12 protein-coding genes and 1 pseudogene are annotated in these 16,623 nt (G+C 49.9%); 8 read left to right on the forward strand and 5 right to left on the reverse strand.

Annotated elements, in window-relative coordinates:
- Nucleotides 1-83: 83 nt before the first annotated feature.
- From cydD to infA, 4 genes are all read left to right on the forward strand, one after another.
- Nucleotides 84-1,850 carry a heme ABC transporter permease/ATP-binding protein CydD gene (gene cydD, locus VJY99_RS05010; RefSeq protein WP_324116904.1) on the forward strand — a complete coding sequence of 589 codons (1,767 nt, stop codon included), beginning with the start codon at nucleotides 84-86 and terminating at the stop codon, nucleotides 1,848-1,850.
- Nucleotides 1,850-3,571, forward strand: coding sequence for a heme ABC transporter ATP-binding protein/permease CydC (cydC, locus tag VJY99_RS05015; RefSeq protein WP_324116906.1), 1,722 nt, complete (start codon nucleotides 1,850-1,852; stop codon nucleotides 3,569-3,571). The genes cydD and cydC overlap by 1 nt, the downstream gene beginning before the upstream one ends.
- 112 nt (nucleotides 3,572-3,683) lie before the next feature.
- On the forward strand, nucleotides 3,684-4,376 hold the full coding sequence (gene aat / locus VJY99_RS05020) for a leucyl/phenylalanyl-tRNA--protein transferase (RefSeq protein WP_324116908.1): 693 nt from the start codon (nucleotides 3,684-3,686) through the stop codon (nucleotides 4,374-4,376).
- A gap of 290 nt (nucleotides 4,377-4,666) precedes the next feature.
- A complete protein-coding gene (infA, locus tag VJY99_RS05025) occupies nucleotides 4,667-4,885 on the forward strand; it encodes a translation initiation factor IF-1 (protein ID WP_002211347.1) in 219 nt (72 codons plus the stop codon).
- A gap of 120 nt (nucleotides 4,886-5,005) precedes the next feature.
- Here the strand turns inward: infA and clpA are convergent, their stop codons facing one another.
- Both clpA and clpS read right to left on the reverse strand, forming a co-directional pair.
- Complete coding sequence (gene clpA, locus VJY99_RS05030) at nucleotides 5,006-7,279, reverse strand: ATP-dependent Clp protease ATP-binding subunit ClpA (RefSeq protein WP_324116910.1); 2,274 nt, start codon at nucleotides 7,277-7,279, stop codon at nucleotides 5,006-5,008.
- Nucleotides 7,280-7,306: 27 nt separating this feature from the next.
- On the reverse strand, nucleotides 7,307-7,627 hold the full coding sequence (gene clpS, locus VJY99_RS05035; protein WP_324116911.1) for an ATP-dependent Clp protease adapter ClpS: 321 nt from the start codon (nucleotides 7,625-7,627) through the stop codon (nucleotides 7,307-7,309).
- 324 nt (nucleotides 7,628-7,951) lie between these two features.
- Here clpS and cspD point away from each other — a divergent pair, with 324 nt between their 5' ends.
- Nucleotides 7,952-8,179, forward strand: a complete 228-nt coding sequence (gene cspD / locus VJY99_RS05040; RefSeq protein WP_183270896.1) for a cold shock-like protein CspD — start codon at nucleotides 7,952-7,954, stop codon at nucleotides 8,177-8,179.
- Between the two features lie 214 nt (nucleotides 8,180-8,393).
- Here cspD and macB read toward each other — a convergent pair whose 3' ends face one another.
- The 3 genes from macB to VJY99_RS05055 all read right to left on the reverse strand — a co-directional run bounded on the left by macB (nucleotide 8,394) and on the right by VJY99_RS05055 (nucleotide 13,356).
- Nucleotides 8,394-10,340, reverse strand: coding sequence for a macrolide ABC transporter ATP-binding protein/permease MacB (gene macB, locus VJY99_RS05045; RefSeq protein WP_324116914.1), 1,947 nt, complete (start codon nucleotides 10,338-10,340; stop codon nucleotides 8,394-8,396).
- Nucleotides 10,337-11,452, reverse strand: coding sequence for a macrolide transporter subunit MacA (gene macA, locus VJY99_RS05050; protein ID WP_324116916.1), 1,116 nt, complete (start codon nucleotides 11,450-11,452; stop codon nucleotides 10,337-10,339). The genes macB and macA overlap by 4 nt, the downstream gene beginning before the upstream one ends.
- Nucleotides 11,453-11,700: 248 nt before the next feature.
- Nucleotides 11,701-13,356 (reverse strand): ATP-dependent endonuclease, encoded by a 1,656-nt coding sequence (locus VJY99_RS05055; RefSeq protein ID WP_324116918.1) that lies wholly within the window; start codon nucleotides 13,354-13,356, stop codon nucleotides 11,701-11,703.
- A 544-nt stretch (nucleotides 13,357-13,900) separates the two neighbouring features.
- Between VJY99_RS05055 and aqpZ the strand changes: the two genes are divergently transcribed.
- The 3 genes and pseudogenes from aqpZ to VJY99_RS05070 all read left to right on the forward strand — a co-directional run.
- The gene (gene aqpZ / locus VJY99_RS05060) at nucleotides 13,901-14,596 is read left to right on the forward strand and encodes an aquaporin Z (protein WP_324116920.1); all 696 of its coding nucleotides are present in this window, start codon (nucleotides 13,901-13,903) and stop codon (nucleotides 14,594-14,596) included.
- A 293-nt stretch (nucleotides 14,597-14,889) separates the two neighbouring features.
- Entirely contained in the window at nucleotides 14,890-15,789 is a 900-nt protein-coding gene (locus VJY99_RS05065; RefSeq protein WP_324116922.1) for a lysine exporter LysO family protein, read from the forward strand.
- A gap of 143 nt (nucleotides 15,790-15,932) precedes the next feature.
- Nucleotides 15,933-16,623, forward strand: a pseudogene (locus VJY99_RS05070) (hydroxylamine reductase); the annotation flags it as partial.

A 16,623-nucleotide genomic window follows, 5' to 3' on the forward strand; every position in this document is an offset into this window, starting at 1 on the left:
TTGGTCGCCTTTCTTTTGCCTGCGTTGTAACATTGCCAGCAAATTTTGCCTGATAATTCATTATCAACCTGCACTGGCAACCCATGAATAAAACCCGTCAACAAGAACTTAGCCGCTGGCTAAAAAAACAAAGCATTATCTCTCGCCGCTGGTTAGGGCTTTCCCGTTTTTTAGGTCTGGTCAGTGGGCTTTTGATTGTTGCTCAAGCCTGGTTGTTAGCCAGAATGTTGCAGCACATGATCATGGATAACATTCCCCGTGAAGCCCTTTTATTGCTTTTCATTACCCTGATACTGATTTTTGTATTGCGTGCGTGGGTAGTGTGGCTACGTGAAAAAGTCGGTTTTTACGCGGGGTTGCACATTCGTCAGGAAATTCGCCGAAAAGTGCTCGACCGCGTACATCAAGCGGGGCCAGCCTGGATTCAGGGGAAACCTGTCGGCAGTTGGGCAACACTGGTGCTGGAACAAATCGAGGATATGCACGATTACTATGCTCGCTATCTACCGCAAATGTCGCTTGCGGTAATGGTACCCGTGCTCATTCTCATCACCATTTTCCCGTCTAACTGGGTTGCCGCTTTGATTTTGCTCGGCACCGCACCGTTGATCCCGCTGTTTATGGCGATGGTCGGTATGGGTGCGGCAGATGCTAACCGTCGCAACTTCCAGGCGCTTGCACGACTGAGCGGGCATTTCCTTGACCGTCTTCGCGGTATGGAAACACTGCGTGTGTTTAACCGAGGCAATGCTGAAACGGAGAATATCCGTGCCGCTTCCCAGGACTTCCGCCAGCGCACCATGGAAGTACTGCGCCTTGCGTTCCTTTCATCAGGTGTGCTGGAATTCTTCGCTTCGTTATCCATCGCACTGGTCGCGGTTTACTTCGGTTTCTCATATCTTGGCGAGCTAAACTTTGGCCACTACAGCACCGGCGTGACGCTTTTTGCTGGTTTTCTGGCCCTGATTCTGGCTCCTGAGTTTTTCCAGCCATTACGCGACCTGGGGACCTTCTATCATGCAAAAGCGCAGGCCGTCGGTGCCGCTGATAGCCTGATGACGTTCCTTGATGCCCCATTGCAGCAACGTAAACACGGTACAGCAAAGTTCAATAGTAACGAACCAATCAGCATTGAAGCTCGTGATTTGGTCATCCTTTCAACTGAAGATAAAACTCTCGCTGGGCCACTGAATTTCACCCTTTCAGCAGGACGACGTGTCGTTCTGGTCGGGCAAAGCGGAGCGGGTAAAAGTTCGCTCCTCAATGTATTGTCTGGTTTTTTACCGTATCAAGGCCAGTTGCTGGTTAACGGTGTGGAGCTTTCAACACTTGACGCGAAATGGTGGCGAGAGCAGCTGAGTTGGGTTGGGCAAAACCCACAGCTTCCCGCCCCGACCATCCGCGAAAATGTGCTGTTAGCCGCGCCCGACGCCAGTGCTCTTCAACTGACTGCCGCGTTGGATAAAGCTTCTGTCAGTGAATTCCTCCCCCTGTTACCACAAGGGGTTGATACACCGCTGGGCGAAGCTGCCTCGCGTTTGTCTGTTGGGCAAGCACAACGGGTCGCCGTTGCACGTGCACTGCTGGTGCCATGTGGATTGCTCCTGCTGGATGAACCGGCTGCAAGCCTGGACGCTCACAGTGAACAGCGAGTCATGGACGCGTTGAGCAGCGCTTCCCGTCAACAAACCACATTGATGGTGACCCATCAGTTGGACTACATCAACGACTGGGACGAAATTTGGGTGATGCGTGAGGGTCGTATCGTGCAACACGGGGATTTCACCACGCTTGCCGCGCAGGAAGGCCCGTTTGCTACGTTACTGGCTCATCGCCAGGAGGAAATCTAATGCGAGCTTTACTCCCGTATCTGGCGCTTTATTGCCGTCATAAATGGCTACTGATGCTTGGCGTGGTGTTGGCAGTTATCACCCTTTTGGCAAGCATAGGACTGCTGACTTTATCTGGCTGGTTCCTCTCGGCTTCAGCGGTTGTCGGCGTCGCGGGCCTTTATAGTTTTAACTATATGCTGCCTGCGGCGGGTGTACGTGGCGGTGCGATTGCCCGTACTGCAGGGCGTTATTTTGAGCGTCTGGTTAGCCACGATGCGACATTCCGCGTGCTCCAGCATTTACGGGTTTCCACATTTAGCAAACTGCTTCCCCTCTCCCCTGCTGGGCTGGCTCGTTTTCGCCAGGGCGAATTACTCAACCGTCTGGTTGCAGATGTCGATACTCTGGATCACCTTTACCTCCGCGTGATTTCACCCATGGTCGGCGCATTTGTGGTGATCGTAGTGGTCACCTTGGGTTTGAGCTGGCTGGATGTACGCCTGGCTCTCACACTCGGGGCCATTTTACTGACGACCTTAGTGTTGCTTCCGCCAATATTTTATTACGCAGGGAAATCAACCGGCGAGGCAATTACCGTTCAACGCGGGCAATATCGTCAACAACTCACCGCCTGGTTGCAAGGCCATGCGGAGCTCACCCTTTTCGGTGCTTCCCAACGTTATCGCGAGCAACTCGATAAGACGGAAGACAACTGGCAAGAAGGACAGCGCCGTCAGGCCGAGCTCACCGCTCTGTCACAAGCCGTCATGCTGCTGATTAGCGGTGTGGCCGTGATACTGATGTTATGGATGGCAGCTGAAAGCGTGGGTGGAAATACTACGCCGGGCGCGCTCATTGCTCTGTTTGTGTTTTGTGCATTGGCGTCGTTCGAAGCGCTCGCACCTGTCACCGGTGCTTTTCAGCATCTTGGTCAGGTTATCGCCTCCGCACTGCGCGTAACGGAAATCACCAGCCAAAAACCAGAAGTCATCTTCACAGAGCAACCTCATGCAGTACCTGAGCGCGTGGCTCTGGAGATGACCAATCTTAGCTTTGCCTATCCTGAGCAATCTCAAATGGCACTACGGGGTATTTCACTCAAGGTTGAAGCCGGCCAGCACGTTGCGATTTTAGGGCGTACCGGTTGTGGTAAATCGACACTGCTTCAGCTGTTGACTCGTGCATGGGAATGTCAGCAAGGCGAGATCCGCTTAAATGGTGAAGCGCTAAGCCAGTTCGATGAAACGGCATTACGCACCTCCACCAGTGTGGTATCGCAACGCGTGCATTTGTTTAGCGCCACACTGCGTGACAACTTGCTGCTTGCCGCACCACAGGCCAGCGATGAAGATTTAAGTCGCGTTCTGACACGCGTTGGCCTTGAAAAGTTACTGGATGATGCCGGTCTGAATAGTTGGTTGGGTGAAGGTGGCCGCCAGCTTTCGGGTGGGGAATTACGTCGTTTAGCCATTGCTCGTGCCTTACTGCATGACGCCCCGCTGTTCTTGCTGGACGAACCGACCGAAGGTTTAGATGCAGAAACTGAGCGCCAGATTCTTGATTTGCTGGCTGAAGTCACCCAAGAGAAAACCGTCTTGATGGTGACTCATCGCCTACGCGGACTGGCCAATTTCGACAGCATAATTGTGATGGACAATGGACAAATTATTGAGCATGGTACTCACGCTGCATTAATGGCGAGCGGTGGGCGTTATTATCATTTCCATCAGCGTTTGTAGGCTGTGTACTTAGTGCCTCCCTGATTCAAAATGGCAAATAAAATAGCCTTAATGGGATGAGCACTTAGTCTATTATCAATAATTATTACCTGCTCCCTGGAGTTAAGAAGTCATGCGCCTTATTCAGCTTTCTCGTGACTCAATTGCCTTCCCTTCACCGGAAGGCGCGTTGCGTGAACCTAATGGGTTACTGGCGCTAGGGGGCGATTTAAGTCCGGCCCGTTTGTTGATGGCGTATCAGCGTGGCATCTTTCCGTGGTTCTCCCCAGGCGACCCTATTTTATGGTGGTCGCCCGATCCGCGAGCGGTGCTTTATCCTGAGCGCTTTCACCTAAGTCGCAGCATGAAACGATTCCACCGGAACTCCCCGTACCGAGTGACGTTAAACCACGCTTTCGAACGAGTGATTAACGAATGTGCCGACGATCGCGATGAAGGCACCTGGATTACCCCTGACATCATTGACGCCTATAAACGGCTGCATGAACTGGGACATGCGCATTCTATCGAAGTTTGGCAAGATAATGAGCTGGTTGGCGGAATGTACGGTGTAGCGCAAGGTGCGTTGTTCTGCGGTGAGTCCATGTTTAGCCGTCGAGAAAACGCGTCTAAAACAGCTCTGCTGCTATTTTGCCAACACTTTATGAGTTATGGCGGCAAGCTCATTGATTGCCAGGTACTTAATGCCCACACCGCATCTCTGGGTGCAATAGAAATTCCCCGTCGGGAATATCTGAACCAGTTGACTATATTTCGCCCACATCAGCTCGCATCTTATTGCTGGGTACCGCAAATCCTGTCGTGACAATAATGTTTACGGCACATTACTGTTAAGAGTGTTATAATTAGCCCCGCAGAGTGAGCTCTGCTCATTACCCCGCCGTCGTATGGGATTTGCTTTAACAGGGACAGCCCATCGTTTATCTCTTCGCAGCCCTCTTCGTAAGCGCCATTAGTGCGGCTTTTGAATGGGTTTCGGGTAATGCGCAAATTGCACTTTCGCTGGTGAATTCACCAACAATTCTTTACATGATACGTGAACTTGGGCATTATCTTGCCGGTTCAAACTATGGTAGTGATACCCTCGAGGATTAGATGGCCAAAGAAGACAATATTGAAATGCAGGGTACCGTTCTTGATACGTTACCTAACACCATGTTCCGCGTTGAGCTGGAAAACGGGCACGTGGTAACCGCTCATATCTCCGGTAAAATGCGTAAAAACTATATCCGCATCCTGACGGGTGACAAAGTCACTGTAGAGCTGACCCCGTACGACCTGAGCAAAGGCCGCATTGTCTTCCGTAGTCGCTGATAGTTTTATTTAGCGCTGCGGAAACAACAGGCGGCGTAAAAAATTTTGTAATCGAAATTTAGTAATAGAAAGGCCAGGTCAATGACCTGGCCTTTTTTTATTCCCGTTTTGCTTTAGGGATCAATGAGCCGTTTCTGGTTTATGTTTCTGAGCGCCATGGAAATTATAAATCAGTTTCTGATTTTCTTTATCCAGCGCCACCGTCACTTGTCCACCATCCACCAATGAACCAAATAACAGTTCGTTAGCGAGCGGTTTCTTCAGGTTATCCTGAATAACACGTGTCATTGGACGCGCGCCCATTGCACGGTCATAACCTTTTTCTGCCAACCAATCGCGGGCTTCCTGGCTCACTTCCAGCGATACACCTTTCTGATCCAACTGCACCTGAAGCTCAACAATAAACTTGTCGACTACCTGGTGGATGACCTCAGTGGACAGATGGTTGAACCAAATAATGTTGTCCAGACGGTTGCGGAACTCCGGAGTAAAGATCTTTTTGATCTCTTCCATTGCGTCGGTGCTGTTGTCCTGACGAATCAGACCAATAGACTTACGCTCCGTTTCACGCACACCGGCGTTGGTGGTCATGACCAAAATCACATTACGGAAGTCAGCTTTACGCCCGTTATTATCGGTCAGCGTACCGTTATCCATCACCTGCAATAACAGGTTAAAGACGTCCGGGTGCGCTTTCTCAATTTCATCGAGCAGTAACACGGAATGTGGATGCTTAATTACCGCATCCGTCAGCAGGCCGCCCTGGTCGAAACCCACGTAACCTGGAGGTGCGCCAATCAAACGACTCACCGTATGGCGTTCCATGTATTCCGACATATCAAAACGTAACAGCTCAATGCCCAGTGATTTTGCCAACTGCACGGTGACTTCCGTTTTACCGACACCCGTAGGTCCAGCAAACAGGAATGAACCCACAGGCTTGTGATCATGGCCCAATCCAGCACGGCTCATTTTGATGGCTTCGGTTAACGCCTCAATGGCTTTATCCTGGCCAAACACCAGCATTTTCAGGCGATCATCAAGGCTACGCAGCGTATCGCGATCGCTTGCTGAAACGCTTTTCTCAGGGATTCGGGCAATACGCGCGACCACGGTTTCAATGTCTGAGACATTAACCGTTTTCTTACGTTTGCTCACCGGCATCAGGCGGCTACGTGCTCCCGCTTCGTCAATAACGTCAATCGCTTTATCAGGCAAATGGCGATCGTTGATGTATTTCACCGCCAGTTCAACCGCCGCACGAATCGCTTTCGCGGTATAACGCACATCATGGTGCGCTTCGTATTTCGGTTTCAGGCCATTGATTATCTGAACAGTCTCTTCAACACTTGGCTCAGTAATATCAATCTTCTGGAAGCGACGTGCCAGCGCACGGTCTTTTTCGAAGATATTGCTGAATTCCTGATAAGTGGTAGAACCGATAACGCGGATCTTGCCACTCGACAGCAACGGCTTAATCAAGTTTGCAGCATCTACCTGGCCACCGGATGCGGCACCTGCACCGATAATCGTATGAATTTCATCAATAAACAGGATGCTATTTTTATCCTGTTCGAGTTGTTTCAGCAGCGCCTTGAAACGCTTTTCAAAGTCACCACGGTATTTAGTGCCCGCCAACAACGAACCGATATCCAGCGAGTAAATAGTGCAATCGGCAATCACTTCCGGAACATCACCCTGCACAATACGCCAGGCCAGCCCTTCAGCAATGGCGGTTTTACCTACGCCCGATTCACCCACTAACAGCGGGTTGTTTTTACGGCGACGGCAGAGAACCTGAATGGCGCGCTCAAGCTCTTTCTCGCGACCAATCAGCGGATCTATCCCTCCCACACGTGCAAGCTGGTTGAGATTGGTGGTGAAGTTTTCCATACGTTCCTCCCCGCCTGCTTGCTCTTCATTGACCGGGTTTTCTGCACCTGGTGCCTGATTAGGTTCGTCTTTACGTGTACCATGAGAGATGAAGTTGACCACATCAAGGCGGCTGACTTCATGTTTACGCAGCAGGTACGCTGCCTGGGATTCCTGCTCGCTAAAGATAGCCACCAGCACGTTTGCGCCAGTCACTTCACTGCGACCAGAAGACTGGACGTGGAACACCGCACGTTGCAGCACACGCTGGAAGCTGAGCGTAGGTTGAGTGTCACGCTCTTCTTCACTGGCTGGCAGAACCGGTGTGGTTTGTTCGATGAAGGCCTCGAGTTCCTGTCGTAACGCCACCAGATCTACGCTACACGCTTCCAGCGCTTCGCGAGCTGAAGGGTTGCTTAGCAAAGCCAGCAACAGGTGTTCGACAGTCATAAACTCATGTCGGTGCTCGCGCGCTCTGGCGAAAGCCATGTTTAAACTGAGTTCCAGTTCTTGATTGAGCATAGGCACCTCCCCCAAATTTTGCCTTATTCAGGCTTTTTCTAGCGTACACAGCAGCGGATGCTCATGCTCCCTTGCATACTGGTTCACTAACGCGACTTTGGTTTCCGCTACTTCTGCAGTAAAAATGCCACAGATAGCTTTACCCTGATAGTGCACAGTGAGCATCAATTGCGTCGCACGTTCTACATCATAAGAAAAGAACTTTTGCAGCACGTCAATAACAAATTCCATCGGCGTGTAGTCATCGTTCATTAACATAACCTTATACATCGAGGGTGGTTTCAACGCTTCGCGCAGTTTTTCACCCACCAGCTGGTCAAAATCCAACCAATCGTTCGTCTTACCCATTGCAAATCGTCATCATGTTTAATCGCCCATTGTCATTAAGGCGAAGCCCATAGGTTGAGTGTAATACGCTTTCAGTTAACGTGACTCATCGTGTTCAAAAGGGACAGATATTCGCTTTCGAGAGTTCTGTCACATTAATCACAATAGCGTTAACTGCTTCAAATTTTTGATTCATTTTCATTCTTACCCCCCCGTGCAACGCTTGACGACATGGTTAAATTATCTACATTGTACAAGCGTGATCTGGTGAGGTTTTGACCAGCCTACCCTCACACCACCGGTTCATTCCATCTCAATTATAAGATTTACGAAGGATGTAGAAGCATGGAGACGGGTACTGTTAAATGGTTCAATAACGCCAAAGGGTTCGGTTTTATCTGCCCTGAAGGCGGCGGCGAAGATATCTTCGCTCATTACTCCACCATTCAGATGGATGGTTACAGAACGCTAAAAGCCGGACAAATTGTCAGGTTTGATGTACATCAGGGGCCAAAAGGCAATCACGCCAGTTTGATTGTGCCTCTGGAACTCGAAGCAGCAGCGGTCGCCTGACCCTTTTGTTTCATTGTGTACATCCCCAAGTCAAAATGCCAGCCCATCAGCTGGCATTTTTATACCCTTCATACTTCAAGTTGCAGATGCGTTGGTCGCTCTCGTTCACCCGAATCACTGAGTTTACTAAGCTCATCGAGATTCTCTCTTTTGCCGCCTTCCTGCAACTCGAATTATTTAGGGTACATAACCCAACGTCATACTCAGACGAAAACTACTCACGCGCAAGGGCATCAATAGGGTTCAATCTCGCGGCATTTCTCGCTGGTAGCCAACCAAAAATAATTCCCGTCGCGGTCGAACAGGCAAATGCGGTGAGCAAAGCGATGGGTGAAAAACCAATTTCCCAGCCGGGCAATACCAATTGTAAAGTGAAGGCAATTAACAGAGATAACGAAATCCCCAACGCGCCCCCCACCAAACAAACCAATATCGCCTCTATCAAAAACTGCTGCAATACGTCGCTGGCTCTGGCTCCCACCGCCATGCGGATACCGATCTCTTTGGTACGTTCAGTGACCGATACCAGCATGATATTCATCACGCCAATCCCCCCCACCAGTAACGAAATCACCGCCACCAATGTCAGGAACAGCTGAAGAGTACGTGTGGTCTTTTCCGCCGTTTTCAACAGACCATCCATATTGTAGGTGAAGAAATCCTTCTTACCGTGACGTAGCTGCAATAAACGATTGAGTTGCAGCTCGGCTTCATGGCTGTTATAGCCTTCCTTAACACGTACCGTGATGGAGTTCAGCCAGCTTTGCCCCATCACGCGGCCAGCCATTGTGTTATAAGGCAACCAGACTCTCAGGATCTTACTGCTGCCAAACATCGACTGCTTCTCTTTGGCAACACCAATCACGGTTGCGGGCATATTCCCCACCAACACAATTTCACCGACCACTTTAGCTTTATCCGGGAAAAGCTGCCGTTTGGTGTTGCTATCCAACACAACGACTTGCGCGCGTCCCGCCAGCTGCTCATCGTTAAAGGTTTTGCCCTCACTAAAGGTCATGCCGTAGACGTTAAAATACTGACCACTGACTCCGTTTACACTCACAGCGGCATCCACGTTGCCGTAGCGCACACGTAAATTGCTCGAAAGCGAGGGTGTCGCAGAACTGACCCACGGTTGCTGGCTGATTGCCGCCAGGTCATCGTGTTTCAGCGCCTGCTGATACTGAGGATCGTCGTCGCCAAAATCTTTGCCGGGATAGACATCAATGGTGTTGGTACCAATGGAGCGAATGTCCTGCAGCACCAGCTGTTTTGCCGCATCTCCAACAATCACAATCGATACCACCGACGCGATTCCAATAATGATCCCAAGCATTGTCAGCAGCGTGCGCATTTTATTGGCAGCCAAAGCCAGCCAGGCCATAGTGAACGCTTCACGGAAACTGCTGATGGTTTGCTGAAAGGCGGAGTTAACCGGTTGGGTATTCAGCTCTTTGTGTGCAACCGGTGGTTGACGCACTGACGGAGGATTACTGATGATTTCGCCGTCACGAATTTCAATCACGCGTTGCGCCTGTGCGGCGATAGAGGGATCGTGGGTCACAATGATGACGGTATGGCCCTGTGCACACAGTTGCTTGAGGGTCGCCATCACTTCTTCCCCCGAATGGCTATCCAGCGCACCTGTCGGTTCATCGGCGAGGATCACCTGCCCACCATTCATCAGGGCGCGCGCAATACTGACACGCTGCTGCTGGCCGCCAGAAAGCTGTGAAGGCAGGTAATCGACGCGTTCTGCAAGCCCAAGACGCATCAGCAAAGCACGTGCCCGTTGCTGGCGATAAACGCGCGCCGTTCCTGCATACACCGCGGGGACTTCCACATTTTGCGTGGCATTCAGATGCGAGAGCAAATGATAGCGCTGGAAAATAAAACCAAAGTGTTCGCGGCGTAAAGTGGCCAGCGCGTCACTGTCGAGCAAAGCAATATCTCTTCCGGCGACTTTATAGCCGCCGCTGCTCGGTTTATCCAGGCAACCGAGAATATTCATCAGCGTCGATTTACCCGAGCCCGAAGCCCCGACAATCGCTACCATCTCGCCGGCTTCAATAGTGATATTAACGCCTTTTAGCACCTCAATTTGTTCGTCCCCCGACGGATAGCTACGGCGAATATCTCGCAGCTCAAGCAGTGCCGTCATGGTGTGCCCTCAGCAGTCGTTTTCCCGATAACCACTTCTTCACCTTCGGTGAGACCTGTCGCCACTTGCACCTGGGTATCGTTACGCATACCGATGGTAATTTCACGGTCGCGGGTTTCGCCATTGCGTAAAATCGACACTTTGTAACGGCTATCGCCAACGGGTTCGCCGAGTGCCGCGAGTGGAATGGTTAATACATTTTTCACGCCACCCAACTGAATATGAACTTGTGCGGTCATTTCCAGGCGCAGCACCCCTTGCGGGTTCGGGACTTCAAAACGTGCGTTATAGAAAATCGCATCGTTCACTTTCACCGGTGTTGGCAAAATATCGATTAACAGCCCTTCATAACGCGTTAAAGGGTCACCAAGTACCGTAAACCAGGCTTTTTGACCCGGTTTAAGATGAATAACGTCAGCTTCAGAAACCTGTGCTTTCACCAGCATAGTACCGAGATCAGCAAGCGTCAGAATGTTTGGCGCTTGCTGTGCAGCTATCACCGTCTGGCCTTGTTTGGTCGTAATTTCAGTCACTTCACCTGCCATTGGCGCAACAATTTGCGTGTAATCGAGGTTGGTTTTGGCGGTATCTAAAGATGCCTGATTGCGTTTAATTTGCGCGTCAATAGTTCCAATTTGTGCCAGTTTCACTTCAAGATCGGTCACCGCAGTATCGAGATCTTGTTGCGATACCGCCTGAGTTTTGGCGAGTGCTCTTTGGCGATTCAACGTCACTTGCGCAAGTTTCGCTTGCGCCACGGCCTGTCGCCGCTGAGCGCGCAATTCCATTAAGGTTGCCTCAACTTCCTTAATTTGGTTTTGTGCCTGTTCGGGATCGATAACCCCTAACAACTGATCCTTTTTCACTTTATCGCCGATATTCACCGACAACGTTTTCAACTGCCCACTCACCTGAGCACCGACATCAACTTTACGCAACGCATCCAACTTCCCGGTTGCCAGCACGCTTTGTTGCAATTCGCCTTTGCGTACAATCATGGTCTGATAAACTGGCGCTGGCGCGTTGAGAAATTTCCAAAGCCAAACGCCCAACAGCACTACCAACAGGCCCAGAAGCCAATACCGTTTTTTTATTTTTCCCTTGAATCTCATAAGTATCCTGCAAGCAAACTGGCTAATTAAATAAAGTATCAACAAGAATCACCAACCCGAACCAGCCAGGCTGTGATTGAACGTCTGTTAAATTAACGAAGGGTGAAATTACCCTCATGTTTCTCAACGAGGTTTCAATCATGTCGTCAATTGCCGAAAACGCATTCAGAGAGACAGCTCAACTCAGTGGCTGGCAATTGTTTCTTTCTTTAGCAACGGGACAATGGAGCTTTGAGCCAATAAGCGGGCTAATCGGCCCGGCCACGCGCCAACCATAACACCCGCGAAAACATTTTCCGCAGCAGCGACGGTACGGCTTCCACTCCCCGCCTCCCCGCTTCCATGGCCACTTCAATGGCTAAATCGGGTTTGGAGGAACGATGGATAGCTTTCACGATAACGCGACGCATATTCATCGGCACATTTTCAGGTATTTGTGCCACGCGATGGAAAACATCCGCAAACCCCTGACGATACATAAAATGCTCCATGTCCATCGCAGGTAAAGCCGTGAGATGCTCGCGTTCCTGATCACGATCATTTTCCAGAATACCACGCACGACGGACGCATATTTTTTCCCGGCTTCATCGCCATCCACCAGCACATGCCATTCAATTCCCATCCGCCGTGCAAACTTGATCAATGGGCGCAGGCCCGATTGCGCAAATTCGATAACTTTCACCCCTTCAGCGTCGAAATGGTGCCCACACTGGCGCGCCAGTTCGTTCATGACCCACACTTCTGTTTCACCTTCCACTAACAACCAGCAGCGGGCAAACAACGAGGATGCGCGGTTAAATCGGATATGAAACGCGATGCGTCGGCTATCTTCCGCATTCATGCCTCCGGGGCCGAGGCGCCATGCCGCAACTTTTGACGATTCACGCACCAGGCGACAAACGTTCTCGACTGGCGTGAGCGACAACAGCTCGCCAGAATTGGTGGTGGTAATTTTTTGCAGTGGCAGCAGGTTTAGCAAATGCCAGGCTACCGATAACATGATCGGGTGCAGACGTGTTTCTGGGTCTTCCACCAGTAAAAGTGGGCGCGCGTCTTTATCCAGCGCAACGCTGCCTTTTGCCTGCAACAGCGTTGAGAACATCCCCAGTAAAATCATGCGATGTGTACGGCTGTTGGGTTTGTCTATCATGCGGTTAATGATATCGAGATAACGCCAGCTTCGTTGTTCGTCGTGCGAGCGGCGACGTAACAAACGTTGATGCGAAGAGGCGCCTTGCTCAGAAAAGTAGTGCTCAAGCAATTGCACCATCGCCGACAAACCTTGCCTCAGTTGCGCATCAGTGAGATTTTGCGGGCTCGAGACAAGTTCATGCGCCAGGAAATCGAGCTGGCGAGCGGTCATTTCGGTTTCTGGCATGGCGGGAATACTGTCGTTACGTAAGCGGCGCATAAAACGCGCATCACGCAAACGTAACACGGGATTGAGGCGAACGATTTGCTGCGCTAAATTATCGATGTCATCCAGTTCAATAGCACGACCTTTATCATCAAGGAAGCTGCGCAGCGTCAGAATAGAGCCGTCTTGCGCAAGTTCACCCACCAGACGATACATAATGCGATGAAAACCACCCTCGCCTACAACCCATACCGGTGCAAGCGAACGATAACGTCGCCCAAGATGATGGCCTGGTGCGGTTTCCCGAAAGGTCAGGACAATATGTAAATGATGCTCTCGACCCTGTAAGTCCCCTGGCGGGAAATAGAAATCATCACGATTGAAGTGATAGAGCGTTTGGTGCGGTGACAACAATAGCGTTAATGCATCTAACAGGCTGGATTTACCCCATGCGTTTTCGCCAATCAGCACGTTATTTTGCTCAAGCATTAACGTAAGACGGTTAATCCCTCTGAATCCGACGATTTCCACTCGTTCAAGAAACATAATCCCTCCAGATTGGTGATGCTTTCCTTTATCTACCCGAACCTGACTGCATACCTCGAGTATAGCGGGAGAAGGAAGGCTCTTCCCATTCAAAAATACATGTAATAAAAATCGACTCAAATTGTCATAATTATCTATTATTCATTTGGTTGACATAAAATGCGATCAACACAAGAAGATTCTTAACCCTTAAAAAATCTTCTATACTTCGAAATGTATATACCCTTGTAAACAATGGTATCTCATTGCCACAAGTCCATTTGTGAGGATTTAATTAATTCGTTATTTTTTAGCCAACTCCTTAATATTACTGCTCTTTTATTTATAACATTATGTTTATTATGGTTGTAACAAAAATAAGCGGGCAAGCATTAAAAATATCCAAAATAACTTCAGTTACAGTAACGTGATCAACCCATAAGCCCCCACTCACGTACCTTACCGTGAGGCTTAGGCGAATGGATTCCACTCAACGTTTCTGCAACTTGAACCATGAAGGATATAACTGGCCCGAAATTCGATTTTTTAGAAAGCAGAGGTGGTTATGTTTAGGAAATTAGCAGCAGAATTTTTCGGTACATTTTGGTTGGTATTTGGCGGGTGTGGTAGCGCGGTGCTCGCTGCGGCTTATCCGGGATTAGGGATAGGTTTTGCGGGCGTTTCATTAGCTTTTGGTTTAACCGTATTAACCATGGCTTATGCAGTCGGTCATATTTCCGGTGGTCATTTTAACCCTGCAGTGACTCTGGGTTTATGGGCTGGCGGTCGATTCCCGGCAAAAGAAGTCATTGGTTATGTTGTTGCACAGGTCATTGGCGGTATCGTTGCAGCCGGTATTCTCTATTTAATTGCCAGCGGTAAAAGTGGTTTTGATGCAGCGGCAAGTGGCTTTGCTTCAAATGGCTTTGGCGAACATTCGCCAGCAAATTATTCCATGTTGTCAGCAATTGTTATTGAAATCGTATTAACCTGCGGCTTCTTGATTGTTATTCATGGTGCAACAGATAAGTTTGCCCCAGCCGGTTTTGCCCCTATTGCTATCGGCCTGGCTCTAACGTTGATTCACCTGATTAGTATTCCCGTTACCAACACTTCGGTGAACCCAGCGCGCAGTACAGCTGTGGCTATTTTCCAGGGGGGTTGGGCGTTAGAACAATTGTGGTTATTCTGGGTTATGCCAATCATCGGCGGTATCCTGGGTGGGGTTATCTACCGCACTTTGTTAGAAAAACGCAACTAATTTAATGACTTAGAGTTAACCCCGTTAGTTTAAGAACGAGATATCCGGGGCGACCACCGGGTTTGGCGTCCCTCCGGGAACCAATTCCCGGTGTTTCCCCTCATTCATTACACCGTTAGCAAGATATCCGGGGTGACCACCGGGTTTGGCATCCCTCCGTGAACCCAATTCCCGGTGTTTCCCCTGGCGCTTATCTCTGCATAAAAATCCTAAATTTTCGTAGCTTTACTGATTCCCGTTCTTTGGGTAGTGTGACAGGCGCCGCTACTTTTTTTGCAAGGATTGTCCCTACCATGTTTTCGGGATTGTTAATTATTTTAGTACCGTTGATCGTCGGTTATCTCATTCCTTTAAAACAAACCAGCCTGCTCAAGCTAATTAATCGTCTGCTGAGCTGGATTGTTTACGTCATTCTATTTTTCATGGGTATCAGCCTCGCATTTCTCGATAACCTGGCCAGTAACTTATTGGCGATATTTCAATACGCGGCGGTGAGTGTTGTCGTGTTACTGCTATGTAATGCAGCAGCGCTGCTTTGGCTAGAACGTGCCATACCGTGGCAGCACAACCACCAGCAAGAAAAGCTCCCGTCGCGTGTTGCGATGGCACTGGAGTCGCTAAAACTCTGTGCGGTCGTCGTGGCAGGATTTGCACTCGGGCTAGCGGGATGGCCGATTCTGCACCACGCCACTGATGCCAGCGAATACACGCTCATCTTCCTGCTATTACTGGTGGGGATCCAACTGCGTAATAGTGGCATGACACTCAAGCAGATCGTGTTAAATCGGCGGGGCATGATTGTCGCAGTGGTCGTCGCACTGAGCTCTTTGGCAGGCGGTGTTATCAATGCCTTTATTCTCGATTTGCCGATTAAAGCTGGCTTAGCCATGGCGTCAGGCTTCGGTTGGTATTCGCTTTCCGGTATTTTGATGACGGAATCTTACGGCCCAGTCATTGGCAGTGCGGCATTCTTCAATGATTTAGCACGAGAACTGATTGCCATCATGTTGATTCCAGGCCTGGTGCGCCGTAGCCGCTCAACCGCTCTGGGGTTGTCTGGCGCAACATCTATGGATTTCACGCTCCCGGTTCTTCAGCGCAGCGGTGGTCTGGAAATTGTCCCTGCGGCAATTGTCCACGGCTTTATCCTCAGCTTACTGACTCCGCTGTTAATGGCATTGTTCGCTTCCTGATACCTCATTGGCGGTAGATTCCTACCGCCAAAATTGCGCTAAATCAATATCCTTTTAAGTTGCATAAAAAATACCTTTTCCCGGTGCAGCACTGAGCATAATCTCAAACATGTATATCAAATATAACTTTAAAAGGTACGATTATGTTTTGTGTGCAATGTGAACAAACAATCCGCACCCCTGCGGGCAACGGCTGCTCTTACGCTCAGGGTATGTGTGGCAAAACTGCCGAAACATCTGACCTCCAGGACCTGCTGATTGCCGCATTACAGGGACTGTCTGCATGGGCCATTGCCGCACGCGACGTCGGCATTATCGACCATGAAATCGACAACTTTGCGCCACGCGCTTTCTTCTCTACCCTTACAAACGTTAACTTCGATTCGCCACGTATTGTCGGTTACGCACAAGAAGCTATCGCGCTGCGTGAAAGCCTGAAAGCACGCAGCCATGCCATTAACCCACAGTTGACTGTCGCCAATCCCATGGCTGAACTTCAACTGGTCAGCAACGATTTAGGCGACCTGCAACGCCAGGCGGCTGAGTTCGCACCAAATCGCGATAAAGCAGAAATTGGTGAAGATATTCTGGGCCTGCGCCTATTGTGCCTGTACGGGCTCAAAGGTGCTGCAGCCTATATGGAACACGCCCACGTCCTCGGCCAGTATGACAACGACATTTACGCCCAGTACCATAAAATTATGGCGTGGCTCGGCACTTGGCCGGCAGATATGGGTGCATTGCTGGAATGCTCGATGGAAATCGGCCAGATGAACTTCAAAGTGATGAGCATTCTGGATCACGGCGAAACCGAGAAATACGGCCATCCAACAC

It is taken from the genome of Buttiauxella sp., assembly GCF_035271705.1.
GTDB lineage: Bacteria > Pseudomonadota > Gammaproteobacteria > Enterobacterales > Enterobacteriaceae > Buttiauxella.

What these genes read in the sequence shown, in the direction of transcription:
- cydD (WP_324116904.1), top strand. Translation starts at nt 84, where the DNA reads ATGAATAAAACCCGTCAACAAGAACTTAGCCGCTGGCTAAAAAAACAA.
- cydC (WP_324116906.1), top strand. Translation starts at nt 1,850, where the DNA reads ATGCGAGCTTTACTCCCGTATCTGGCGCTTTATTGCCGTCATAAATGG.
- aat (WP_324116908.1), top strand. Translation starts at nt 3,684, where the DNA reads ATGCGCCTTATTCAGCTTTCTCGTGACTCAATTGCCTTCCCTTCACCG.
- infA (WP_002211347.1), top strand. Translation starts at nt 4,667, where the DNA reads ATGGCCAAAGAAGACAATATTGAAATGCAGGGTACCGTTCTTGATACG.
- clpA (WP_324116910.1), bottom strand. Translation starts at nt 7,279, where the DNA reads ATGCTCAATCAAGAACTGGAACTCAGTTTAAACATGGCTTTCGCCAGA.
- clpS (WP_324116911.1), bottom strand. Translation starts at nt 7,627, where the DNA reads ATGGGTAAGACGAACGATTGGTTGGATTTTGACCAGCTGGTGGGTGAA.
- cspD (WP_183270896.1), top strand. Translation starts at nt 7,952, where the DNA reads ATGGAGACGGGTACTGTTAAATGGTTCAATAACGCCAAAGGGTTCGGT.
- macB (WP_324116914.1), bottom strand. Translation starts at nt 10,340, where the DNA reads ATGACGGCACTGCTTGAGCTGCGAGATATTCGCCGTAGCTATCCGTCG.
- macA (WP_324116916.1), bottom strand. Translation starts at nt 11,452, where the DNA reads ATGAGATTCAAGGGAAAAATAAAAAAACGGTATTGGCTTCTGGGCCTG.
- VJY99_RS05055 (WP_324116918.1), bottom strand. Translation starts at nt 13,356, where the DNA reads ATGTTTCTTGAACGAGTGGAAATCGTCGGATTCAGAGGGATTAACCGT.
- aqpZ (WP_324116920.1), top strand. Translation starts at nt 13,901, where the DNA reads ATGTTTAGGAAATTAGCAGCAGAATTTTTCGGTACATTTTGGTTGGTA.
- VJY99_RS05065 (WP_324116922.1), top strand. Translation starts at nt 14,890, where the DNA reads ATGTTTTCGGGATTGTTAATTATTTTAGTACCGTTGATCGTCGGTTAT.